Below are 24128 nucleotides of genomic sequence, written 5' to 3'. Positions count from 1 at the left end.
CGGTTGCACTCAACTACTCTGTTGGCGGAGACGAATGACAGCCGACTGATTTCACGTGAGGGTTTGGACGTGGCCGACGACATCCGGGATGAAAACCTGGACGCGCTTTCGCAGCTGCAGGCGATGCTGGACACCGTGCCCGACGGGATCGTCATCATCGACGACCGGGGCCGGATCAAGACCTTCAATCCTGCCTGCGAGCGCCTGTTCGGCTGGACCGCCGCCGAGGTGATCGGCAGCAACGTCAAGATGCTGATGCCATCCCCCTATCGGGAGGAACATGACGGCTATCTGGAGCGCTACCACCGCACCGGCGAACGCCGCATCATCGGCATCGGGCGCGAGGTGACCGGCCTGCGCAAGGACGGCTCCTGCTTCCCCATGGATCTGTCGATCGGCGAGGCGAGCCAGGACGGCGCCCCCGTCTATATCGGCATCATCCGCGACCTGACCGCGGCCAAGCAGGCGGAGGCGGCGCTGCGGGAGCGCGAGGCCCGCCTGACCTCCATCCTGGAAACGGTGCCGGAAGCGATCATCGTCATCGACGAGAAGGGGCTGATCGAATCCTTCAGCCCGGCGGCCGAACGGCTGTTCGGCTATGCGGCGGCGGAGGTGATCGGCCGCAACATCAGCATGCTGATGCCCTCGCCCTACCGGGAGCAGCATGACGGCTATCTGGAGCGCTACGGGCGGACGGGGGAGCGCCGCATCATCGGCATCGGCCGCATCGTCTCCGGCCTGCGGCGCGACGGGTCGGTGTTCCCGATGGAACTGGCGGTGGGTGAGGTGCTGCTGGCCGGCCAGCGCCGCTTCACCGGCTTCGTCCGCGACCTGACCGAACGTCAGGCGACCGAACGGCGCCTGCAGGAGCTTCAGTCGGAACTGCTGCATGTCAGCCGGGTCAGCGCCATGGGCCAGATGGCCTCGACGCTGGCGCACGAGTTGAACCAGCCGCTGACCGCCGTCATCAACTACGCCAAGGCCGCCAAGCGGTTGATGGAACGGCCGGAAACGGTGTCCAAGGCGATGGACATGGTCGACAAGGCGAGCGCCCAGGCCACCCGCGCTGGCCAGATCATCCGCCACCTGCGCAGCTTCATCGAAAAGGGCAAGACCCACCGCTCCGTCGAGCCGCTCAACAAGGTGGTGGAGGAGGCGAGCGCGCTCGCCCTCGTCGGCGCCAAGGAGCGGGAGCTTCATGTGCGCTTCGACTTCGATGCCGCCGACCCGCTGGTCCTCATCGACAAGGTCCAGGTCCAGCAGGTGATCCTCAACCTCGTCCGCAACGCGATCGAGGCGATGGCGCAGGGAACCCCGGCAGGGGCGCAGCGGGTGCTGACCGTCCACACCGGTGCGGAGCCGGGCGAGCCCGCCTTCCGCCGCGTCGCCATCGGCGACAGCGGTCCCGGCGTGCCGGAGACGGTGCGCGCCCAGCTGTTCCAGCCCTTCGTCACCACCAAGAGCAGCGGCATGGGGCTGGGCCTGTCGATCTGCCGCTCCATCATCGAGGCCCATGGCGGGCGGCTGTGGCTGGAGCCTCCGGCGACACCCCCGGCATCGGGCGCCAGCTTCGCCTTCACCGTTCCGCTGTCCGCATCGGATTCGGGTGGGGATGCTGTCCTGGAGGCCGGCGATGCCCGCTGACGCCATGCCCAATGCGGATTCCGACCTCACCGTCTTCATCCTCGACGACGACGACGCCATCCGCGATTCCCTGGAAGTCCTGCTGGATTGCGCCGGATTCCGGGTGGAGAGCTTCTCCACCCCGCTCGGCTTCCTGGAGTCCGGCGCGCCGTCGCGCCCCGGCTGCCTGTTGGTCGATGTGCGGATGCCGCAGATGAGCGGCCTGGACGTGCAGGAACGGCTGACCCGCGGCGGCCATTCCATGCCGGTGGTGGTGATGACCGGCCATGGCGACGTCCCGCTCGCCGTGCGCGCGATGAAGGCGGGGGCGGTCGATTTCGTCGAGAAGCCGTTCGAGGAGGAGGCGCTGCTCATTGCCGTGCGCTCCGCCCTCACCCTTGCCCGCGCGTCGGAAAGCCGGACCGCAGATGCCGCCCCGCCGGCCGTGGTCTCGGAACAGTCGGCATCCCCGCCCGCCGTCTCGGCGCCGCCGGAGGTTCTGGACCGCCTCGCCGCCCTGACACCTCGGGAAATGGATGTGCTGCGCTGGCTGGTGGCCGGCAAGTCGAACAAGGTTATCGCCTTCGAACTGTCGATCAGCCCGCGCACCGTGGAGATCCACCGCGCCCGCGTGATGGAGAAGATGCGGGCCGACAGCCTGCCGACCCTGGTGCGCATGGCGATCGCCGCGGGCGTGGTCCCCGGCGGCGGGTGATCTGCATCAAAACAGCGCCGCATACGCAATGGTCCGTATATCGGCACCCTCCGCAGCCTTTTATCTTCCATGACGCGCCGCACCCTCGGCGCTGTTCTTGTCTGCATGGAAGTTCGGAGGCCGTCATGGATCACCTGGGCAACAAGCCGGGCAACGGGCCGGGCGGGGAACCGGGTGCCGGAATCGTCCACATCGTCGACGACGATGAGCCGGTCCGCGACTCCCTGAAGGCCCTGCTTGAAGCCTTCTCCTTCGACGTGCGGGACTTTTCGTCCTGCCGGGAATTCCTCGACCGTTACGACGGGAACCCGCAGGGCTGCCTCGTTCTCGACCTGCATATGCCGGTGATGAGCGGCCTGGAGTTCCTGGAGCGCCACGGCGGCGACCTGCACGGCATGCCGGTGATCATGGTGTCCGGCCGCGGCGACCCCGCGACCTTCGCCCGCGCCAAGGAGGCCGGTGTGGTCGCCGTGCTGGAGAAGCCGTTCGACGAGGATCAGCTGATCGACATGCTGAACGGTCTGATGCCGTCGCCGGCCGCCGCCGCCTGATCGGATACGGCCCGCTACGTAGGTACACTTACGTACGCAAACTTCCTTAGGTACATCACCGAACTGCACAGGACGGCGGCGGATCGATAGCTTCAGGCCATCAGATGCACCCCGGAACGAACCGGAGCGCACCGCACCGAAAAGGTCGAGGCCACCATGTCCACGCACGCCGCCATTGCCGCCCACGCCAACCGCGCCGTTCCTGGTTATCTGGTCTCCGCCCTGGCGATTTCCCCCGCCTCCGGCATGGGCGCCGCCATCCAGCCGCGCAACCCCGCCGATCCGCTCGCCAGCCTGGGCCACTCCAAGGTCTACGAGCGCGAGACCACGGTGTTCAGCGAAGGCGATGCGGCCGGTTCGGTGTTCCGGGTGATGAGCGGCATGGTCCGCCTCTACAAGATGCTGCCCGACGGCCGGCGCCAGATCATCGGCTTCCTGCAGGCCGGCGACATGATGGGTCTGGCCTTCGCCGCCCAGTATCTCTACACCGCCGAAACCGTCACGGCGACCACGATCCAGCGCATCCCGCGGCTGGAACTGGACGCCCTGATGGACGCGCAGCCGGCCTTCGCCCGCAAGCTCCTGTCGGCGACCACCTCGGAGCTGATCGCCGCGCAGGACCAGATGGTGCTGCTGGGCCGCAAGTCGGCCGCCGAGAAGGTCGCCACCTTCCTGCTGCGCCTCAGCGACCGCAAGGGCGGCGAGCAGACCATCGACCTGCCGATGGGCCGCAGCGACATCGCCGACCATCTGGGCCTGACCACCGAGACCGTGTCGCGCACACTGACCAAGCTGAAGTCGACCCGCCTGATCCGCATCCTCGTCGGCGGCAAGCTGGAACTGCTGGACCGCGACGCCCTGGCCGACCTCGCCGGCGGCTTCTGATCCTTACTGCCTGATCTTCAAAAGTTTCGAAGAACCGGCCGTGCGCCGGGCGCCCCAAAGGTTCTCTGGGCGTCCCGGACTGCAGCGGTGCGCCTTAACGGCACATCCCACGGCTTTTCCGCACACATCACCGCGACGGCGTCACGGCGTTCTTCGCGGACAGCAAGTGGATGATGACCATGACCGTCACGACCCTCTCCGACCTGAACGCCCTGATCTCGCGCGTGAAGGCGGCGCAAGCGCGCTTCGCCGAGTATCCGCAGGAGAAGGTGGACCTGATCTTCCGCAGCGCGGCGCTTGCCGCCGCCGACGCCCGCATTCCGCTCGCCAAGATGGCGGTGGCGGAGACCGGCATGGGCGTGATGGAAGACAAGGTCATCAAGAACCACTTCGCCGCCGAATACATCTACAACAAGTACAAGGACGACAAGACCTGCGGCGTCCTGTCGGAGGACGATGATGCCGGCATCCTCACCATCGCCGAGCCGGTCGGCCTGATCTGCGGCATTGTCCCCACCACCAACCCGACCTCCACCGCCATCTTCAAGGCGCTGATCGCGCTGAAGACCCGCAACGGACTGGTCCTCTCCCCCCATCCCCGCGCCCGCAAATCGACCTGCGAGGCCGCCCGCCTGGTGCTCGCCGCCGCGGTCGAGGCCGGCGCCCCCGACGACATCATCGGCTGGATCGACGAGCCCTCGCTGGAGCTCTCCAACGCCGTCATGCACCACCCGGACATCAACCTGATCCTCGCCACCGGCGGGCCGGGCATGGTCAAGGCCGCCTATTCGTCGGGCAAGCCCGCCATCGGCGTCGGCGCCGGCAACACCCCGGCCGTCATCGACGAGTTCGCCGACATCAAGCGCGCGGTGGCCTCCATCCTGATGTCCAAGACCTTCGACAACGGCGTGGTCTGCGCGTCCGAACAGTCGGCGGTGGTGGTCGATGCCGTCTATGACGCCGTGCGCGACCGCTTCGCCCACCATGGCGGCTACATCCTGTCGGCCCGCGAGGCCGATGCCGTGCGCAAGGTCCTGCTGACCGACGGCCATCTGAATGCCGACATCGTCGGCCAGCCCGCCCACGCCATCGCTGCCATGGCCGGCCTCACCGTCCCCCAAGCCACCAAGGTGCTGATCGCCGAAGTCACGGACGTCGACGAGGCCGAGCCCTTCGCCCATGAAAAGCTGTCGCCCACTCTGGCGCTCTACCGCGCCAAGGACTTCCATGAGGCTTGCGACAAGGCCGCCGCGCTGGTGGCGCTCGGCGGCATCGGCCACACCTCCGCCCTCTACACCGACCAGGACCAGCAGGCCGAACGCATCCGCCATTTCGGCGACAAGATGAAGACCGCCCGCATCCTGATCAACACGCCGTCGTCGCATGGCGGCATCGGCGACCTCTACAATTTCCGCCTCGCGCCGTCGCTGACGCTGGGCTGCGGGTCGTGGGGCGGCAACTCGATCTCCGAGAATGTCGGGCCGCAGCACCTGATCAACAAGAAGACGGTGGCGAAGAGGGCGGAGAACATGCTGTGGCACAAGCTGCCCAAGTCGATCTACTTCCGCCGCGGCTGCCTGCCGTTTGCGCTTGAGGAGCTGCGCGGCAAGAAGCGCTGCCTGATCGTCACCGACCGCTTCCTGTTCGAGAACGGCCATGTCGCCGAGAGCGTCCGCGTGCTGAAGTCGCTGGGGCTGGAGGTGGAGACCTTCTTCGAGGTCAGCGCCGACCCGACGCTGGCGGTGGTGCGCAAGGGCGTCGCTCTGGCCAATGCCTTCCAGCCCGACGTGATCCTGGCGCTGGGCGGCGGCTCGCCGATGGACGCGGCCAAGATCATCTGGGTGATGTACGAGGCGCCCGAGGTGGCGTTCGAGGATCTGGCGCTGCGCTTCATGGACATCCGCAAGCGCATCTACACCTTCCCCAAGCTGGGCTTGAAGGCGCAGCTGGTGGCGGTGCCGACCACGTCCGGCACCGGCTCGGAAGTGACGCCCTTCGCCGTTGTGACCGACGAGCGCACCGGCACCAAATACCCGATCGCCGATTACGAGTTGACGCCGACGCTGGCGATCATCGACGCCAACCTGGTGATGGACATGCCCAAGGGGCTGACGGCGGCGGGCGGCATCGACGCGGTGACGCATGCGCTGGAGGCCTATGTCTCGGTGGTGGCGAACGAGTACACCGACGGGCAGGCCCTGCAGGCGCTGAAGCTGCTGAAGGAGAACCTGCCCTCGGCCTACCGCAACGGCTCGAAGGACCCGAAGGCGCGGGAGCTGGTGCACAATGCGGCGACGCTGGCCGGCATCGCGTTTGCCAACGCCTTCCTTGGGGTCTGCCATTCGATGGCGCACAAGCTGGGGGCGGAGTTCCACATTCCGCACGGCATCGCCAACGCGCTGCTGATCGCCAACGTGATCCGCTACAACGCGGCGGACATCCCGACCAAGCAAACGGCGTTCAGCCAGTATGACCGGCCCAAGGGCGTGGCGCGCTATGCGCAGATCGCCCGGCATCTGGAACTGGGCGGCAGCCGCGACCATGAGCGGGTGGAGAAGCTGATCGGCTGGGTCGAGGAGCTGAAGCAGGCCCTGGAGATCCCGGCCTCGATCCAGGCGGCGGGGGTGCCGGAGGCGGCGTTCCTGGCGCGGGTCGATGCGATCGCCGAGGCGGCCTTCGACGACCAGTGCACCGGCGCCAACCCGCGCTATCCGCTGGTTGCCGAGATCAGGCAGCTGCTCATCGACAGCTATTATGGCCGCGCCTATGCCGAGCCGGAGAGCGACCGGAGCCCGGCGGTGCTGAGCGTGGTCGGCCAGACGAAAACAGCCGCCGAATAAAGCCCAACCTTGCGTGATCGTCTGGGGTCGTCGAGCCGGGGTGACAACCCCGCGCCCGGCGGCCCCCGACGCGTTTTCAGACGCCTTCGCCCTGCTGCCCCTGCTGGGTCAGGGTGGCGATGAAGCGCTGTGTGCGCTCGCGCTTGGGGTGGGTGAACAGTTCCCGCGAGGGGCCGGTCTCCACCACCTCGCCGCCGTCGAGGAACACCACCTCATGCGCGATGCGCGAGGCGAGGCGCAGGTCGTGGGTGGCCATCACCATGGTGGTGCCCTCCGCCGCCAGCGTGCCCAGCACCTCCACCACCTCGCCCGACAGTTCGGGGTCCAGCGCGGAGGTCGGTTCGTCGCACAGCAGCACGCGGGGCGACGGCGCCAGCGCGCGGGCGATGGCGACGCGCTGCTGCTGGCCGCCCGACAGGGTCGCCGGCCACGCATCGGCCTTGTGGGCCATGCCGACCTTGTGCAGCAGGGCCATCGCGCGTTCGCGCGCCTTTTCCGCCGGCCATTTCTGCACGGTCACCAGCCCTTCCATCACATTCTCCACCGCCGTGCGGTGGGGGAAGAGCTGGAAGTTCTGGAAAACCATGCCGGTCTGGCCGCGCAGCCGCTGGATGTCCTTCCAGGTCGGCTTGCCGCCGGGCTGGAAGGAAAGTTCCTCCTCCCCGATGCGCACGGTTCCGGAGGTCGGGATTTCCAGCAGGTTGATGCAGCGCAGAAGCGTGCTCTTGCCGCCGCCGGACGGGCCGATCAGCGCGGTGACGCGCCCTTCCGCCACGGTCACGGACACGCCCTTCAGCACGGTCAGCTCGCCGAAACGCTTTTCGATGTTCGATAGCCGGATCACGACTTGGCCTCCAGGAAACCGCCATACTGCCCGAACCGGCGTTCCAGCCGGACCTGCAGCGCAGACAGGATGGAGCTCAGCGCCAGATAGATCAGCGCCGCTTCCACATAGAGGATCAGCGGCTCGTAGCTGGTGGCGACGATGCGCTGGGCGGCCTGGAACAGCTCCGGCACCGTGATGGCGGCGGCGAGCGAGGTGTCCTTGACCAGCGAGATGAAGGTGTTGGACAGGGGCGGCACCGCGACGCGGGCGGCCTGCGGCAGGATGGTGCGGCGCATCGCCTGCGACCAGCTCATGCCGATGGAATAGGCAGCCTCCCACTGCCCCTTCGGCACCGATCCGATGACGGCGCGGATGATCTCCGAGGTGTAGGCGCCGACATTCAGCGTGAAGCCGATCAGCGCCGCCGGGAAGGCGTCCAGCACGATGCCGACGCTGGGCAGGCCGTAGAAGATCAGGAACAGCTGCACCAGCAGCGGCGTGCCGCGGATGATCCAGACATAGAAGCGGACGACGGCGGCGAGCGGCGCCGGCCCGAACAGACGGACCACCGCCGCCACCAGTCCGACCGTCAGGCCCAGCGCGAAGGATGCCAGCGTCAGCGGCACGGTGAAGACCAGTGCCGCCCACAGCAGCGACGGAAGCGAGTCCGCCATCAGGGTAAGCCAGTGCAGCAAGGGGGAAGGTGCCTCTCGTGGTGAAGGAACGACAATGCCCCCGGCCCGGTCGGGGCAGGGGGCATTGGAAACGGTTTACCGCTTGATTGGCGGTTACTTGGAAACGTCGGCGCCGAAATACTTCTGCGAAATCGTCCCGTAGGTGCCGTCGGCCTTCATGGCGGCAAGCGCCTCGTTGATGGCGGCGACCAGCTTGGCCTCGCCCTTGCGGACGATGATGCCGGACTGGTCGGCATTGTCCTGGGTCGCGGCGATCTTCACGTTGGCGTTCGGCTTCTGCTTCTTGAAGTCCAGGAAGGACAGGCTGTCGTTGACCGTCGCCTCGGCCCGTCCGTTCAGGACCAGCTGGATCGACTGGTCGAAGCCGTCGGTGGCGACCAGCTGCGCGCCCGACGCCTCGGCCAGCTTGCCGAAATTGCTGGTCAGCGACTGCGCCGATTTCCTGCCCTTCAGATCGTTGAAGCTCTTGATCGCGTCATTGTCGCCGCGCACGATCAGCACCGCGCGGCTGGTGATGTAGGGATCGGAGAAGTCGTACTTGGCCTTGCGTGCCTCGGTGATGCCGACCTGATTGATCACGGCATCGTAGCGGCGGGCGTCGAGGCCGGCGATCAGGCCGTCCCACTTGCCTTCCAGGAACTCCGCCTTCACGCCGATGCGTTTGGCGACCTCGCGCCCGATCTCGACGTCGAAGCCGACGAGCGCGCCGGAGGCGTCGTGATAGGTGAAGGGGGCATAGGTGCCCTCGGTCCCGATCTTCATCACGCCGTCCGCCTTGATGCGGTCGAGGTCGCTCTGGGCCTGGGCGGCGGAGACGGCGGCGACCTGCAGAAGGCCGGCGACGAGAAGCGATTTCAGCCAATTCATCGGTTGGTGCCCGGTGTTTATGGAGTGGATCTTGGGTTGGTCCGCCACCTTGGGCGCAGTTTTGCGCTGGACGGTTGCCCTCACGCTACAGGAAAGAATATTCCCTAACAAGGGAATCCAATACCTATTTAGCACATATCAACTGTGCTTTGTGTGTACCGCAAACGGATCCATCTGGGAAATCACGCACCCGTTCGGCTTTCACCGCCATCGGCGTAAACACCTTGGAACCGGAATTAATGCGGGTTAATGAAGCCCGCCTTGTCATTGATAATGACTATCATAATCATCTGGGAAACGTCACCGGCCGGCGCCGCGCCAGCCCTCGCGAGGATTTTCCCCGATGCCCGACACCTCCCTGCCTTCCATCGAGGCGCCCACCGTCTCCAACACCGCGACCGGCCTTCTGCGGCTGGAGGTGGACTGGCCGGCGGTGCTGCCGCGCCTCGACGTCCTCGGTCAGGTCCGGGTCGTCACCACCAACAGCGCCATCACCCATGAGAAGATCGGCCGCTTCGGCAATGTGTCCGGCAACGGCCATGCCGTCATCGTGCTGAACCGTGACGTCGATCTGCGGATCTTCCCCCGTCACTGGCGCCGGACCGCTTACGATCCGGCCGCCGGCGCCATCCTGATCCGCAATGCGGCCGGCCATCTGGTCCACGCCATCCATCGCACGGCGGAATCCGACGCCGCGGCTTGGGACACTTTCCTGGACGAGTACCGGGCGGATGGCGACGTGGCCGACGAGGTCGAACGCGGCGAACCGCCGGTCCGGACGGTCGCCACTGTCCCGGCCGACATCGACGTCGCCGGCCTGCGCACCGCCTGGGCGGCGATGGCCGACGTGCATGAATTCCACGGGATGCTGAAGCGGTTCGGCGTGGCCCGTCTCGACGCCATGCGTCTGGCCGGCGGCGACTTCGCCCGCGAAATTCCGCTGGCCGCAGTGACCGGACTTCTGGAGTCCGCCCGCGACGACCGGATGGAGATCATGATCTTCGTCGGCAATGCCGGCTGCATCCAGATCCACACGGGCACGATCGCCACGCTGCGGACGGATAGGGCTCTGCTCGGAATCGACGATCCCGGCTTCCGCCTGCACTGCGACATGGCGCGCCTGTCCAGCGCCTGGGTGGTGTTCAAGCCGACCGACAAGGGCGGCATCACCACGGTCGAACTCTACAACGCGCAAGGGGAGAACTGCGCCATCCTCTGCGGCCAGCGGGACGAGGACAAGCCGGAACGGACGGAATGGCGAACGCTCGCCCGGTCGATGCCCGACCTGCCGGGCGTCGCCTGAGGTGCGGGAGCCGATGATGATGCGGGCATTCCCCCGCCGACTGCCGGGCCGCCGACTGCTGGCCGCTCTCGCCCTAGGCATCGCCGCCTGTTTGACGGCGCCGGCTGCCGGGGCGGCGGAGGGGATGGCGAAGATGCGCCTCGTCACCATCGGGGCGCCGGTGACCGAACTGGCCTTCGCGCTGGGGGCCGGCGATGCGGTGGTCGGTCGCGACACCGCCAGCCGCCAGCCTGCCGCGGCGGCGGCGAAGCCCGATGTCGGCTACATGCGTACCCTGTCGGCGGAGGGGCTGATGTCGCTCGCCCCCACCCATGTGCTGGCCGTCGAGGGGGCCGGGCCGCAGACCGTCTTCGACCAGCTTCGCGCCATGGGCGTGACGGTGGAGATGGTGCCGGAGGTCTCCGACCCGGCCGGTCTGACCGCCAAGATCGCCGCCGTCGCCCGCGCCCTGGGCCGTGAGGAGGCGGGCCGTCGCCTCGCCGCCGAACTGACCGGCCAGCTGACCGCCCTGTCGGCCGAGGCGCAGCAGGCCGCCGGTTCCGGCAAGGCGGGTGCCCGCATCCTCTGTCTGGTCGGCGGCGGTCCCGGCGGCATGATGGCGGCCGGGCGCGGCACCGTGCCGGATGCCCTGATCGCGCTGGCCGGTGGACGCAACGCCATCGACAGCGACCGCGACTTCCCGCCGCTGTCGGCGGAAGCCGCCCTGGCGGCCGAGCCGCAGATCCTGCTGGTCAGCCGGACGCTGGTGGAACGGTCCGGCGGGCTCGACGGCCTGCTCTCCTTGCCGCAGCTGGCGATGACCCCGGCGGCGCGCGACCGCCGCGTCGTCCAGATCGACGGCGCGCTTCTGGTCGGGCTGGGTCCGCGCACGCCGGAAGCGGTCAAGGCGCTGCTGCGCGCGCAAACTGGGAAGGACGGGCCATGAGCATCGGCATGTCCATCGTCGGCGTGCCCCCGGCCCGCCGCCCCCGCCTCGGTCCTGCCCTCGGGCTGCTGGGCGTTGCGCTGACCGCCGCGGTCCTCATTGCCCTGTCCACCGGCAGCATCGCCCTGCCGCTCGACCGGGTGCTGTCGCATCTGGCGCAGGCAATCGGCCTGCCGGGCGAGCCGCTGGGCGCCCGCGACGCGGCGGTCCTCTACACCCTGCGCCTGCCGCGCATCGTGCTGGCGGCGGCGGTCGGCGTCACGCTGGGCGTCGCAGGGGCTTCGCTGCAGGCGATCTTCCGCAACCCGCTGGCCGATCCCGGTCTGGTCGGGGTGTCGAGCGGTGCCGCCTTCGCCGGGTCGGTCACCATGATGCTGGGGGTTGCCGGGCTGGGGTTGTCGCGCAGCGGCCTGTCGCTGTCCACCCTGCTGCCGGTGACCGCCTTCCTGGGCGCCCTGGCGGCGACGATCCTGATCCTGGCGCTGGCGCGGCGCGACGGGCGCTGTTCGGCCACTGACATGCTGCTGGCCGGCATCGCCGTCAACGCGCTGGGCGGCGCCGGCATCGGCCTGTGCAGCTATCTCGGCGACGACCAAGCGCTGCGGCAGATGACCTTCTGGATGATGGGCGGCTTCGGCGGCGCCGGCTGGACCCAGATCGGGCCGGCGCTGGTCCTGATGCTGGCCGCTATCGCCGGACTGCTCGCCAACGCCCGCCGGCTCGACCTCTATGCGCTGGGCGAGCGCGACGCCTTCCTGCTCGGGCTGGAGCCGCACCGCTTCGCCGTGCGCACCGTTCTGCTGGTGGCGCTGGGGGTGGGGGCGGCGGTCGCCGTCTCCGGCCTGATCGGCTTCGTCGGGCTGGTGGTTCCGCACATGATCCGGCTGTGGCTGGGGCCGGTCCACCGCCGGCTGCTGCCGGCGACAGCCCTGGCGGCGGCGACCCTGCTGGTCCTGGCCGACACCACCGCCCGCAGCATCGCCGCCCCGGCCGACGTGCCGGTCGGGCTGCTGCTCGGCGCCGTCGGTGCCCCCGTCTTCCTGTGGCTGCTGCGCGCCCGCGGCGGACGTTCGTTCGGTTGAGGAGCCCCATCTTGCTGCAGGCCGATCAAGTGTCCTTCGCCGTGGCCGGCCGCCGGCTGGTCGATGGCGTGACCGTCCATCTGGTTCCCGGCCGGCTGCTGGCGATCCTCGGCCCCAACGGTGCCGGCAAATCCACCCTGCTGGCCCTGCTGTCGGGCGAAAGGCGGCCGACCGGCGGCGCCATCCGCCTCGACGGCCGCGACCTGCGCGAGCTGCCGCCGCGGCTTCTCGCCCGCCGCCGGGCGCTGGTCGGCCAGCATCCCGCTGCCGGTTTCGCCTTCTCGGTGGAGGAGGCGATCACCCTGGCGGTCGAAACCGCACCCTGCTCGGCCGCCGACCGGCGGCGGCTGATCGCCGACAGCCTGCATGCCGCCGATGCCGCGGACTTGCGCGACCGCCTGCTGCCCCAGCTGTCGGGCGGCGAGAGCCAGCGCGTCGCCTTCGCCCGCGCGCTGGCCCAGCTCGCGGCCGGAGCTCTCCACCGCGACGGAGCGGACGGAGGCCCCTGCCTGCTGCTCGACGAGCCGACCGCCAGCCTGGATCCGGCGCACCAGCATCACCTGCTGCGGGCGGCGCGGACCTGGATGGAGCGGACCGGCGGCGCCTGCGCCGTGGTGCTGCACGACATGACGCTGGCTGCCCGCTATTGCGACGACGCGCTGGTGCTGGCGGATGGGCGCGAGGCCTGGAGCGGTCCGATGTCCGCCCTGCCGGTTCCGGTGCTGGAACGCGTCTTCGCCACCCGCTTCGTCCGGATGCCGGCGCCGGACGGGCAGGGGGCCGTCTTCGCCACGACAGGGCAGCCGCCATCCGGGCTGGACAGCCAATTTGCGACTGATTATTAATATCACTTTCGGCGAAGGGAGGAGGCGTTGCGCGTTCTGGTCGTCGAGGACGATGCGGCCGTCAGCTATTGGATCGGGGCCAAGCTCAACGGCTCCGGCCATTCCTGCCGCTTCTCCGGCGATGGCGAGGAGGCGCTGCGCCTGCTGGCGGAAGAGGCGTTCGACGTCGTGGTGCTCGACCGCATGCTGCCGAAGCTCGACGGGATGGAGGTGCTGAAGCGGCTGAACGGCACGCGCCATCCGCCGGTGCTGGTGCTGTCGGCGCTGGACGAGACCTCCGACCGGGTCGCCGGGCTGCGCGCCGGGGCCGACGATTATCTGGGCAAGCCCTTCGACTTCGCCGAGCTGCTGGTGCGGCTGGAGCATCTGTCCCGCCGCCACGGGCAGGCGATGGCCGCCCCCGGCGACCTGCTGACCGTCGGCGATCTGGTGATGGACGTGCCCCAGCGGCGGGTGACCCGGCAGGGGGTGCCCATCGAGCTGACCGACAAGGAATTCCGCCTGCTGCACATCCTGATGAGCAACCCCGGCCAGACGGTGACGCGGACCATGCTGCTGGAAAAGGCGTGGGGCTACGGCTTCAACCCGCCGACCAATCTGGTGGAGGTGCATGTCTTCAAGCTGCGCAGCAAGATCGACAAGGATTTCGATCCGCCCCTGCTGCGCACCGTGCGGGCCATCGGCTATGCGCTTGGTTGAGCGGCTTCCCGCCCGCATCCGCCCGCTGCTCGACACCCGCAGCTTCCGCCAGACCATGACCATCGGTGCGGTGTTCGTCGTCGTGACCTCCGGTGCCGTTCTATGGAGCCGCAGCCTGCTGACCGATCTGGTCAAGGACCATGTGGTCGAATTGCTGGAGCGCGACACCGCGACACAGCGCCAGCTCGGGCGGTTCGGCGATGCCCCCGATCTGGCCGCCGACCTGCGCCGGCGTGCGCAGTTCGAAACGGAGACGGCGCGCAGGCGGCTGGTGCTGGATGCCTCGGGACGGCTGCTGTATGGCGACGACGCGACGGCGGCGCGGCTGCTGGACGCGCTGAACTGCGACCCCGCCCGTCTCGCCTCCTGCCCGACGGGGCTGGTCGAACGCCGCGGCAAGGACGCCACAGACGGCTGGAAGATGCAGGCGCTGGTGGTGGCGCTGCCCGACGGCGGACGCTTCATCAACGCCTACGACATCCAGCCGATGCTGAGCCAGATGCGGGCGGTGCCGCTGGCCGCCGGCGTCGGGGTGCTGCTGTTCCTGCTGACCAGCCTGACCTTCGGCGTCTATTTCAGTTCCGGCACCCTGCGCCGGGTCGGCGCGATGAGCGAGGCGCTCGCCGCCTATGCCGGGGGCGACCGCAACCGCCGGATCGACGTCGGCCGCACCGACGACGAGTTCGCCGGCCTCGGCCGCGAGATCAACCGCACGCTCGACCGCGTCAACCGGCTGGTGGAGGAGGTGTCGAGCGTCTCCAGCAGCATCGCGCACGAGCTGCGCACGCCGCTGACCCACCTGCACAACCGGCTGGCCGGCATCGCCGAGGACTGCGCCGACCCGGAGATCCGCCGTGCGCTGGAAGACGGCATCGGGGAGACCCGGCGCATCCAGCAGCTGTTCCGCGCCATCATGCGGCTGGGCGAGATCGAGACCGCCCGCTGCAGCCTGAGCATGGAACCGCTGGAGGCCGAACCGCTGCTGGAGGAGATCCGCGAATCCTACCTGCCGCTGGCCGAGGAGGAGGGAGTCGTCCTGTCGGTCGCGGCCGAACCGGGGCTGCGCATCCGCGGCGACCGTACGCTGCTGTTCCAAGCCATCGCCAACCTCGTGGACAACGCCCTGAAATATGCGCCCCAAGGCCGGGAGATCCGGCTGTCGGCCGGCATCCGCGACGGTTGGGAGGAGCTGTGCGTCGCCGACCGCGGACCGGGCCTCGCCCCCGGCCAGCGGGCGCTGGCGGTCCAGCGCTTCTTCCGGCTCAACCCGCAGGACGGGGTGCCGGGCTACGGGCTTGGCCTGTCCATCGTCGGCGCCATCGCCACGCTGCATGGCGGCGGGCTGCTGCTGGACGACAATGCGCCGGGGCTCCGCGTCACCATCCGGCTCGGCCGCCATGCCCAAATGGAGTGATCGGATGGACCGGACGGCCCCGCCACATTAAGCGGCGTTAAGGGAAGAGCGGTTGAGCGTAAACGCGACTGCGAATTATTCTCATAAATGTCACCGGACATCATGTCCCGTCCCCTCCGTCCTGCCCATTCGGATCCCGCCATGACCACACAGCACACGCCTGCCGCCAGCCAGGATGCGGCATTGGAGCCCCTGCGCGCCCGGCTTCTCGCCGAACCCGGCGGGGTGCTGGAGGCGGTGGCGGCGGAGACCGGCGTCAGCCTGCGCGCCGTCGTCGACTGCCTGCCGGCGGCCATGCGCGGCTTCGCCCCCGGTTCGGCGGCGGAGGCGGCGATGACCGACATCGCCGGCTGGGGGCCGATCACCTTCCTGGTCCACAGCGCCGATCTGGTGCTGGAATGCAAGGGGCCGCTGCCGCTCGGCCAGTTCGGGCGCGGCTTCTACAATCTGGCCGGCGGCAGCCCGATCGGCGGCCATATCCGCCTGGACCGCTGCGCCGATCTCGCCTTCGTCCGCCGCCCCTTCATGGGCAGCGGCGACAGCTGCGCCGTAATCTTCTTCAGCGGCGACGGCGAGGCGATGTTCAAGATCTTCGTCGGCCGCGACGAGAAGCGCCAGCTTCTGGCCGATCAGGTCGACCGCTTCCTGGCCTTGCGCGACCGGCTCTGCCTGCCTGCCGTTTGAGGGTTGAACCGTTCCGCATCCGATCAGACCAGGGCCTCCCTCAGTCGTCCTCCCCGCGAAGGCGGGGATCCAGGGTTTCCTGTGCAAGGGCGGGCGCAAGTCTGGATTCCCGCCTTCGCGGGAATGACGGCCGAAAAAGCAACGTTGCCCATTCTGCGCTCAATAAATGCGAATAATAACCAATATCAAAACTGACATCACCGTGCCGGCCGGGTCCGGCGTGACCCCAAAAAGAGCGAGGAGAGACAGAGATGACCGGAACCCCCAGCATCCCGCAGCGGATTGCAGGGACTGGACGGCTGCGCCGGGCGCTGTGGCTGTCGGTATCGGCGCTGACCCTGGCCGGCGCCGGCACGGCGCTTGCCCAAACGGCGGTGCAGACGGCCGCCGCCCCGCAGGCGGGCCAGCCCGCGACCGTGCTCGACGCCGTGACCGTCTATGGCGAGCGCGGGGAGCGGCGGCTGGACGAGGCGACCTCCACCATCTCCGTGATCGGGGAGGAGCAGATCGAGACGCGCGGCCTGCACCGTCTGCAGGACCTGACGCGCTACGAGCCGGGTGTGACGGTCAGCAACTCGCCCGCCCGTGCCGGTGCCGGCGGCTTCGCCATCCGCGGCATCACCGACAACCGCGTGCTGATGCTGATCGACGGCACCCGCCTGCCGGAAACGCCGAAATCGGCCGGGCCGTCCGCCGGCTACAGCCGTGACGCGGTGGACCTCGATTCCCTGAAGCAGGTGGAAATCGTGCGCGGTCCGTCCTCCGCCCTCTACGGGTCGGATGCGCTGGGCGGCGTCGTCGGCTACGTCACCAAGGACCCGGCCGACTACCTCTATCCCGGCAAGGATTTCTACGCCTCGCTGAAGGGGGCCTACGACAGCGTCGACAGCTCCTTCTCCGAGACCGGCACCGCGGCGATGCGGTCGGGCGAGTTCTCGATCCTCGGCATCTTCACCCGCCGCGACGGTGAGGAGTACAAGTCCAAGGACAAGAGCTTCCGCAATCCGCAGGATTATCAGTCCAACAACGGCCTCGCCAAGCTGGCGTGGGAACGCGGCCCCGACAAGGTCACGCTGACCGGCGAGCATTTCCACCGCGACACCGACACCACCCTGCGCAACGACGTCGGCGCCGCCGCCAGCTACATCTTCTCGATGGCGCCGATGCGGTCCACCCGCGGCACCGTCGCCGATTCCGTCAGCGACGACAAGGCGAGGCGCTGGCGCATCGGGCTGGAGCATTCCCACGACGCCCCCATCGGCTTCGTCGACCATCTCGACTGGCGTCTCTACGCCACCGGCTACGACCACAAGGAGAACCGCACCCGCACCGCCGGCGTCGCCACCTCCACCAACGCATTGTTCCCGGCGCGCTCCACCCTGCGCGAAGAGACCAACAACGAATCCGAACAGCGCATCTTCGGCGGTGCCGTCAACATGCGCACCGATACCAGCTGGTTCGAGCTGCCCAACCGCCTCTCCTACGGCTTCAGCGTCGACCACATCCGCACCGAGCGCATGCGCGACGTGACGCTGTCCAACACGGCGACCGGCGCCACCGCCAAGAGCTACAACGGCGACACCTATCCCAGCCGCACCTTCCCCAACACCAGCACCCTGATGCTGGGCGGCTATCTGCAGGACGAGGTGACCATCGACCGGCTGCGTCTGGTGCCGGCCCTGCGGGTCGATTACTACCGGATGAACCCGGAACTGGACGCGGCCTATCTCGCCTCCAACCCGTCCTCCACCCCGTCGAAGCTGGACAAGCTGGCGCTGTCGCCGAAGTTCGGCGCCACCTACGAGCTGACCCGCGAATATTCGCTGTTCGGCCAGTATGCCCACGGCTTCCGGGCGCCGCCCTATGACGACGCCAACCTCGGCTTCTCCAACCCGGCCTTCGGCTACGAGGTGCTGCCCAACGCCAGCCTGAAGCCGGAGACCAGCAACGGCGTCGAGGCCGGCTTCCGCGCCAAGTACGCCGACGGCTCCAGCTTCCAGGTGTCCAGCTACTACAACCGCTACAGCAACTTCATCGCCCAGCGGGCGGTCGGCCGCAGCGGCGCCGGCCTGCTGCGCTACCAGTCGCAGAACATCTCGAAGGTCGAGATCTTCGGCGTCGAGGGCAAGGGGGAATGGCGCTTCCAGCCGGGCTGGTCTCTGTTCGGCGCGGCGGCCTTCGCCCGCGGCTTCGACCTCGACGCCAAGACCGCCATCGACGAGGTGGCGCCGCTGACCGTGAACGCCGGCCTGTCCTACACCGCGCCTGACAATTTCTGGGGTGCGGAGGTCGTTGCCACCCATGCCTTCGCCAAGAAGGCCGACGACGTCAGCAGCTCCACCTACCTAAAGGCGCCGTCCTACACCACGGTCGACCTGTCGGCCTACCTGAACCCGACCGACCATCTGTCGCTCGGTGCCTCCGTCAAGAACCTGTTCAACCAGGAATACTACAACTACATCAACGTGGTGAGCGTGGCGGAGACTTCCGCCGACCGCCGCCGCTACCTGGAGGCCGGACGCTCCTTCCTCGTCCACGCCACCGTCAAATGGTGAGCTGAGCCGGGGACGGGCGTCTCCGCCGATCCAAGCGAGGCTACACCTAGGTTCAGCGCGCCTTTTCGCCGATCATCGCGTAGGGTCGCTCCGAAGGAACCTGCGACGGAGCACCCCGGATGACCGATGCCGCCACGCCGACCCGGGGATCGGACCTGCAGCCGTCCCCGCCACCCCCTCCGCCGCCCCCGGCCGCGCCGCCGCCGGTGGCCTGGAGCCCGTGGGTGGTGCGGCTGGCGGTGCTGGGGCTGGCGGTCCTGCTGGTGGTGGCCTTCGCCACCCGCTGGGACCGCTGGGTCGGCTCGGCGGTCAGCCAGACCACCAACGACGCCTATCTGCAATCCGACATCACGCCGCTGTCGGCCCAGGTGTCGGGGATCGTCCGCGACATGCCGGTGGGCGATTTCCAGCGGGTCCGGATCGGCGATCCGGTCGCGTTCATCGCCAACGACGACTACCGCGCGCGGGTGGAGCAGGCGGAGGCGGCGCTGGCAGCCGCCGATGCCGCCATCGCCCAGTTCGACATCCAGAAACGCACCCAGCGTGCCCTGGTCGATCAGGCCGAGGCCAACGTCCATGGGCTGGAGGCCGACGCATGGCGGGCGCGGCTGGAGGAATCGCGCCAGCATTCCCTGACCGAACAGGGGCTGGCCGGCACGCTGCAGGCCCTGCAGCAGGCCCAGGCGACCTCCCGACGCGCCCAGGCGTCGCTGGAGGCCGGGCAGGCATTGGTCGATCAGCAGAAGGCGGCGCTGGACGGCATCGACGTGCAGGTCCGTCAGGCCCAGGCCACCCGGCTGCAGCGGCAGGCCGATCTCGATCTTGCCCGCATCACGCTGGACCGCACGACGATCCGCGCGCCGGCCGACGGCATGGTTGGCCAGCGGCAGGTCCGTCCCGGCCAGTATGTCGGGCAGGGCAGCCAGATCATCACCCTGGTGCCGCTGCCGTCGGTGTGGGTGATCGCCAACTACAAGGAAACCCAGATGACCCGCATCCGCCCCGGCCAGCCGGCGACGGTGCGGGTCGACAGCTTCCCCGACACGCCGCTGACCGGCCGTGTGGCCGGCGAGTCCCCGGCCAGCGGCAGCCAGTTCGCCCTGCTGCCGCCCGACAACGCCACCGGCAACTTCACCAAGATCGTCCAGCGCATCCCGGTGAAGATCGTCCTGGACGATCCCAACCCGCTGCGCGACCGGCTGCGGCCGGGCATGTCGGTGGTGGTGACCATCGATACCGCCGGTGCCAGCGAAGGCGGTACGGGCGGGGATCCCGCGAAATGAGCGCCGACCTCGCCGGCGCCCGGCCGCCGGGCCGCTTTCCGCTGCCGCGCTTGCTGCGGGAAGCGGCGCCGGCCATCACCCACCATCCCATCATCGGGCTGCTCGGCGTGCTGCTGGGCGCGCTGATCTCCACCCTGACCGCACGGATCACCGCCTTCGGTCTGGCCGACATCCGCGGCGCCATCGGCGCCGGCTTCGACGAGGGGTCGTGGATCCCCACCGCCTACACGGTGGCGCAGATGCTGGTGGCGCCGGCCGCGGCCTTCCTCGGCGTGGTGTTCGGGCCGCGGCGGGTTCTGCTGGTCTCCTCCGTCACCTACGGGCTGGCGACGCTGGCCCTTCCGCTGACCGGCACGCTGACCGGGGTCCTGACCTTCCAGGTGCTGGCCGGCCTGTCGTCGGGGACCTTCATCCCGCTGACCATCGGCTTCATCGTCCGCAACCTGCCGCCGCGCTATCTGGTCTACGGCATCGCCGTCTATGCGATGAATGTGGAGCTGTCGCTGAACTTCTCCGCTTCCATCGAAGGCTGGGTGATCGAGACCCTCGACTGGCGCTGGCTGTTCTGGGACACCGCACTGCTGGCGCCGCTGATGGCGCTCTGCGTCTATTTCGGCATGCCGGCCGAACCGGTGCGGCGCGATCTGCTGAAGGACGGCGACTGGTGGGGCATCGCCTATGCCAGTTTCGGCTTCGCCCTGCTCTATGCCGGGCTGGACCAGGGCAACCGGCTGGACTGGTTCAACTCCGGCCTCATCACCGGGCTGTTCCTGGCCGGCGGACTGCTGGTCGTCGCCTTCGTCGTGCAGGAACTGACCTGCCCGAAGCCCTGGATCACCTTCAGCGCGCTGTTCCGCGGCAACATCCCGCTTCTGTGCCTGCTGCTGGTGCTGCTGCGGCTGGTGATGCTGTCGACCGCCTTCCTCGTCCCGCAATTCCTGATAACGGTGAACAATTACCGGGCGCTGGAGGTGGGGGACACGCTGCTGCTGATCGCGCTGCCGCAGTTCCTGCTGGCGCCGCTGGTCGGCACGCTGCTGCGCCACGCCGATCCGCGCGTGCTGATGGCGGCCGGCTTCGCCGCGGTGGGCATGGCCTGCTGGCTGGCCTCGCACCTGACGGCCGACTGGATCGGCGCCGACTTCCTGCCGTCGCAGATGCTGCAGGCCTTCGGCCAGTCCTTCGCCATGACCTCGCTGATCTATTTCAACATCAAGAACCTGAACCCCGCCTACATCCTGGCGCTGGGCGCGCTGCTGCAGACCTCGCGCCTGCTCGGCGGCGAGCTGGGTGCCGCCTTCATGCAGACCTTCGTCCGCATGCGCGAGCAGTTCCACAGCTTCCGCCTCGTCTCCGACGTGGTGGCGGGCGATCCCGACACCGTGCACCGGTTGGCGGGCACCGCCGCCGGCATCGCCGCCCGCTCCACCGGCAACGAGGAGGCGACGCTGCGCGCCCTGTCGCTGCTGTCTTCGGCGGTGCGCAAGCAGGCTTATGTGCTGGCCTACATCGACGGCTTCATCGTGATTGGCTGGTTCATCGTCGGCGGGCTTCTGCTGATCGTGCTGCTGCGCCCGACCCCGAAACAGTAGGCCCGAAAACAATGACGCCCCGCGCGTCGGGCACGGGGCGTCACGGTATGAAGGCGGCAGATCAGACCGCAGCGGTGACGACCACCTCGATCAGGATCTCCGGCGCGCCGAGGTCGGCGACACCGATGGTGGCGCGGGCCGGCAGGTCGTTGCCGTCGAGCCAGGCGAGCCACGCCTCGTTCATCTCGTTCTTCAGGCTCATATTGGTGATGAACAGCTGGGCGGACAGCAGCTTGGTCTTGTCGCTGCCGGCCATCGCCAGCACCTGGTCGAGCTTGCCGCAGATCTGCGTGACCTGGCCGCCCATGCCGACGCTGACGTCGTCGGCGATGATGCCGCCGAGATAGGCCGTGCCGTTGTTGACGACGACGCGGTGCATGATCTTGGTCTTCTCGATGCGCTTGATCACTGGAAACTGCTCCTTGGTTTCTAAGAGAACTCAGGGGGTGATGGAGAAATCGACGTAGCGGGCGGCGATGCGCGCCAGCGTGCCGTCCTGCACGACCGCGCGGATCGCCTCGTCGAAGGACTGCTTCAGGCTCTCGTCCTCCTTGCGCAGCCCGACGCCGATGCCGGGGCCGAACACCTCGGCGTCGATCACCGGCTGGCCGACCAACTTGACCGACTTGCCGCCGTCGCCCTTCACCCAGTCCGACGCGGTGGCGCCGGTGGTGATGGCGGCGTCGATCCGCCCGGCCTTCAGGTCGGCCAGCAGGTTGGAGGCGGTGTCGTAGGTCTTCAGAGTCGCCTCGCTGCCGAGATGCTTCTCGACATAGCGGGAATGGGTGGTGGAGACCTGGGCGCCGATGGTCTTGCCGCGCAGGCTGGCCGGCGAGCCGTCGATGCTCGACTTGGCCGGCGCCACGAAATAGGCCGGCACCACCATGTAGGGGGTGGAGAAGCCGATCGCCTTCGCCCGTTCCGGCGTGATGTTCATCGTCGCCATGATGGCGTCGTACTTCTTCGCCAGCAGCCCCGGAATGATGCCGTCCCACTCCTGCGCCACGACGGTGCAGGGGCGCTTCATCCGCTCGCACAGCGCGTTGGCGAGGTCGACCTCCAGCCCCGCCACCTTGCCGTCGGGCTGGGTGAAGTTGAAGGGCGGGTAGGCGCCCTCGGTCGCGATGCGGATGTCCTGCGCAGCGGCGACGCCGTCGGACGCAAGCAGAAGGAGGGCGGCGACGCCCGTGACGAGGCGCTTCATGGCAGGCTCCGGAAATGACGAAGGTTGATTGGGTCAGAGTCCCGCGACGACGACGATCTCGACCAGGATCGACGGGTCGGCCAGCCGGGCTTCCACCGTCGCGCGGGCCGGCGGATTGGCCTTGTCGACCCAGGCGTCCCAGGCGGCGTTCATCTCGGGGAAGGTGGCGATGTCGGCCAGATAGACCGTGGCGGTCAGGATGTTGCTCTTGCTCGTCCCGGCCTCGGCCAGCAGGGCGTCGATCTGGCGCAGCACGTCGCGGGTCTGCGCCTCCACCGTCGTCGATCCGTCATCGACGATCTGGCCGGCGAGATAGACGGTGTCCTTGTGGATGACCATGTCGCAGAGCCGCGGGGTCGGGTGGAAGCGCTGGATCGTCACGGGATGATGCTCCAATGGGTCAGGCGGCGAAGCGGCCGATGCGGAAGGGGGCGATGGGCAGGTCGGTGGCCCCGCCCGTGATCAGGTCGGCGGTGATCCGCCCGACGATGGGACCAAGCTGGAAACCGTGCGCCGAGAAGCCGAAGGAATGGTAGAGATCCGGTTCGGTGCCGCTGGGGCCGATCACCGGGATCTGGTCCGGCATCCGCGCCTCGATCCCCGCCCAAGAGCGGACGATGGTGGCGCCGCGCATGCACGGGAACAGGTCCCACACCGTGCGGGCATTCACCGACACCTGCGAGAAGTCCAGCTCCGTCCGGTTTTCGTCGCGCACCGCCCGGCCCAGCAGCCCGCCGCCGATCAGCACCGTCCCGTTGGGGAACTGCTTGAAGGACAGGGTGCGGCCGGTCGCACCCACCACCGGCTTGATGAAGGGGGCGACGCGCGCCGTGATCATCAGCATCGGCGCGATGACCTCCAGCGGCACCGGCTCCCCCACCTGCGCGGCGATGCGGTCGGCCCAGGCCCCGGCGGCGTTCACCACCACCGGCGCCTCGAACCGGCCACCGTCCGCCGTTTCCACGCTCCACAGCCCGCCCTTGCGGGCCAGCCGCGTCACGGCGCCACCCTCCTGAAAGCGGGCGCCCAGCGCGATGGCCTTGCGGCGGAAGGCGAAGGTGGTGCGGAAGGGGATCGCCGCCCCGTCGCCGCGCGACACCAGCGCACCGACGCAGTGATCGGCGATGGCCGGCACCAGAGAGCGCAGTTCCTCCTGCCCGATCACCTCCTCATGGGTGAAGCCCAGCGCGTTCAGTTCGGCGACGCGGGCGCGCACCGTCTCCAGCTCGGCCTCGGTCTCCGCCACCTTGATCTGGCCGTGGCTTTCGAAGCCGCAATCGTCGTCCACCAGATCGCGGATGCCGTGCCACAGCGCCATCGAGGCGACGGACAGCGGCACCTCCGCGACATGGCGTCCGAGCTGGCGCACGCCACCCGCATTGACGCCGGAGGCATGGCGGGCGACATGGTCCTTCTCCAGAACCAGCACGCGCACGCCGCGCATCGACAGCTGCAGCGCGGCGGAGCAGCCGTGCAGGCCGCCGCCGATGACGATAACGTCGGGACGGGGTAAGGCGGTGGCGGTCATCGGGCGCCTCCG

At 68.7% G+C, this 24128-nt stretch carries 22 protein-coding genes; 15 read left to right on the top strand and 7 right to left on the bottom strand.

Annotation, left to right across the window (positions count from 1 at the left end):
* Window positions 1-69 precede the first annotated feature (69 nt).
* The 5 genes from FZ983_RS19045 to adhE all read left to right on the top strand — a co-directional run bounded on the left by FZ983_RS19045 (window position 70) and on the right by adhE (window position 6614).
* The gene (locus FZ983_RS19045; protein ID WP_247883831.1) at window positions 70-1644 is read left to right on the top strand and encodes a PAS domain-containing sensor histidine kinase; all 1575 of its coding nucleotides are present in this window, start codon (window positions 70-72) and stop codon (window positions 1642-1644) included.
* Entirely contained in the window at window positions 1634-2338 is a 705-nt protein-coding gene (locus FZ983_RS19040) for a response regulator (protein WP_149225089.1), read from the top strand. The genes FZ983_RS19045 and FZ983_RS19040 overlap by 11 nt, the downstream gene beginning before the upstream one ends.
* Window positions 2339-2463: 125 nt before the next feature.
* Window positions 2464-2889: a response regulator gene (locus tag FZ983_RS19035; protein WP_149225088.1), complete on the top strand. Its 426-nt coding sequence runs from the start codon at window positions 2464-2466 to the stop codon at window positions 2887-2889.
* Between the two features lie 156 nt (window positions 2890-3045).
* Window positions 3046-3774, top strand: coding sequence for a helix-turn-helix domain-containing protein (locus FZ983_RS19030; protein WP_149225087.1), 729 nt, complete (start codon window positions 3046-3048; stop codon window positions 3772-3774).
* A 170-nt stretch (window positions 3775-3944) separates the two neighbouring features.
* Entirely contained in the window at window positions 3945-6614 is a 2670-nt protein-coding gene (gene adhE, locus FZ983_RS19025) for a bifunctional acetaldehyde-CoA/alcohol dehydrogenase (protein WP_282187006.1), read from the top strand.
* A 76-nt stretch (window positions 6615-6690) separates the two neighbouring features.
* Here the strand turns inward: adhE and FZ983_RS19020 are convergent, their stop codons facing one another.
* The 3 genes from FZ983_RS19020 to FZ983_RS19010 all read right to left on the bottom strand — a co-directional run bounded on the left by FZ983_RS19020 (window position 6691) and on the right by FZ983_RS19010 (window position 9002).
* Window positions 6691-7458: an amino acid ABC transporter ATP-binding protein gene (locus FZ983_RS19020; protein WP_149225086.1), complete on the bottom strand. Its 768-nt coding sequence runs from the start codon at window positions 7456-7458 to the stop codon at window positions 6691-6693.
* Window positions 7455-8114 (bottom strand): amino acid ABC transporter permease, encoded by a 660-nt coding sequence (locus FZ983_RS19015; RefSeq protein WP_247883829.1) that lies wholly within the window; start codon window positions 8112-8114, stop codon window positions 7455-7457. The genes FZ983_RS19020 and FZ983_RS19015 overlap by 4 nt, the downstream gene beginning before the upstream one ends.
* 114 nt (window positions 8115-8228) lie before the next feature.
* Window positions 8229-9002 carry an amino acid ABC transporter substrate-binding protein gene (locus FZ983_RS19010; RefSeq protein ID WP_149225084.1) on the bottom strand — a complete coding sequence of 258 codons (774 nt, stop codon included), beginning with the start codon at window positions 9000-9002 and terminating at the stop codon, window positions 8229-8231.
* A gap of 343 nt (window positions 9003-9345) precedes the next feature.
* Between FZ983_RS19010 and FZ983_RS19005 the strand changes: the two genes are divergently transcribed.
* The 10 genes from FZ983_RS19005 to FZ983_RS18960 all read left to right on the top strand — a co-directional run bounded on the left by FZ983_RS19005 (window position 9346) and on the right by FZ983_RS18960 (window position 21384).
* Window positions 9346-10305 (top strand): ChuX/HutX family heme-like substrate-binding protein, encoded by a 960-nt coding sequence (locus FZ983_RS19005; protein WP_149225083.1) that lies wholly within the window; start codon window positions 9346-9348, stop codon window positions 10303-10305.
* Window positions 10306-10324: 19 nt separating this feature from the next.
* Window positions 10325-11230, top strand: a complete 906-nt coding sequence (locus tag FZ983_RS19000) for an ABC transporter substrate-binding protein (RefSeq protein WP_247883828.1) — start codon at window positions 10325-10327, stop codon at window positions 11228-11230.
* On the top strand, window positions 11227-12312 hold the full coding sequence (locus FZ983_RS18995) for an iron ABC transporter permease (RefSeq protein ID WP_149225081.1): 1086 nt from the start codon (window positions 11227-11229) through the stop codon (window positions 12310-12312). Before FZ983_RS19000 ends, FZ983_RS18995 begins: the two co-directional genes overlap by 4 nt.
* Window positions 12313-12323: 11 nt before the next feature.
* A complete protein-coding gene (locus tag FZ983_RS18990; protein ID WP_247883827.1) occupies window positions 12324-13157 on the top strand; it encodes an ATP-binding cassette domain-containing protein in 834 nt (277 codons plus the stop codon).
* A 27-nt stretch (window positions 13158-13184) separates the two neighbouring features.
* Complete coding sequence (locus FZ983_RS18985) at window positions 13185-13856, top strand: response regulator transcription factor (protein ID WP_149225079.1); 672 nt, start codon at window positions 13185-13187, stop codon at window positions 13854-13856.
* Window positions 13843-15270, top strand: a complete 1428-nt coding sequence (locus FZ983_RS18980) for a HAMP domain-containing sensor histidine kinase (protein ID WP_149225078.1) — start codon at window positions 13843-13845, stop codon at window positions 15268-15270. The genes FZ983_RS18985 and FZ983_RS18980 overlap by 14 nt, the downstream gene beginning before the upstream one ends.
* 141 nt (window positions 15271-15411) lie before the next feature.
* Entirely contained in the window at window positions 15412-15954 is a 543-nt protein-coding gene (gene hutX, locus FZ983_RS18975) for a heme utilization cystosolic carrier protein HutX (RefSeq protein ID WP_149225077.1), read from the top strand.
* 251 nt (window positions 15955-16205) lie between these two features.
* Window positions 16206-18509: a TonB-dependent hemoglobin/transferrin/lactoferrin family receptor gene (locus FZ983_RS18970; protein ID WP_149225076.1), complete on the top strand. Its 2304-nt coding sequence runs from the start codon at window positions 16206-16208 to the stop codon at window positions 18507-18509.
* A gap of 119 nt (window positions 18510-18628) precedes the next feature.
* A complete protein-coding gene (locus tag FZ983_RS18965) occupies window positions 18629-19792 on the top strand; it encodes an HlyD family secretion protein (RefSeq protein ID WP_247883826.1) in 1164 nt (387 codons plus the stop codon).
* Window positions 19789-21384 (top strand): MFS transporter, encoded by a 1596-nt coding sequence (locus tag FZ983_RS18960; RefSeq protein WP_149225075.1) that lies wholly within the window; start codon window positions 19789-19791, stop codon window positions 21382-21384. Before FZ983_RS18965 ends, FZ983_RS18960 begins: the two co-directional genes overlap by 4 nt.
* Before the next feature lie 61 nt (window positions 21385-21445).
* On the opposite strand, the gene FZ983_RS18955 is transcribed toward FZ983_RS18960, so the two are convergent.
* Genes FZ983_RS18955 through FZ983_RS18940 form a run of 4 tightly spaced genes read right to left on the bottom strand, consistent with a single transcriptional unit; the run spans window position 21446 to window position 24116 of the window.
* Complete coding sequence (locus FZ983_RS18955; protein ID WP_149225074.1) at window positions 21446-21793, bottom strand: RidA family protein; 348 nt, start codon at window positions 21791-21793, stop codon at window positions 21446-21448.
* Between the two features lie 30 nt (window positions 21794-21823).
* Window positions 21824-22588, bottom strand: coding sequence for a transporter substrate-binding domain-containing protein (locus FZ983_RS18950; RefSeq protein ID WP_149225073.1), 765 nt, complete (start codon window positions 22586-22588; stop codon window positions 21824-21826).
* A 33-nt stretch (window positions 22589-22621) separates the two neighbouring features.
* Entirely contained in the window at window positions 22622-22969 is a 348-nt protein-coding gene (locus FZ983_RS18945; protein ID WP_149225072.1) for a RidA family protein, read from the bottom strand.
* Between the two features lie 19 nt (window positions 22970-22988).
* Entirely contained in the window at window positions 22989-24116 is a 1128-nt protein-coding gene (locus FZ983_RS18940) for an FAD-binding oxidoreductase (RefSeq protein ID WP_149225071.1), read from the bottom strand.
* Between the last annotated feature and the right edge of the window lie 12 nt (window positions 24117-24128).

The organism is Azospirillum sp. B21 (genome assembly GCF_008364825.1).
GTDB lineage: Bacteria > Pseudomonadota > Alphaproteobacteria > Azospirillales > Azospirillaceae > Azospirillum.
The sequence above is the reverse complement of the archived record's forward strand: the minus strand, read 5'-3'. Positions and strand labels throughout refer to the sequence as shown.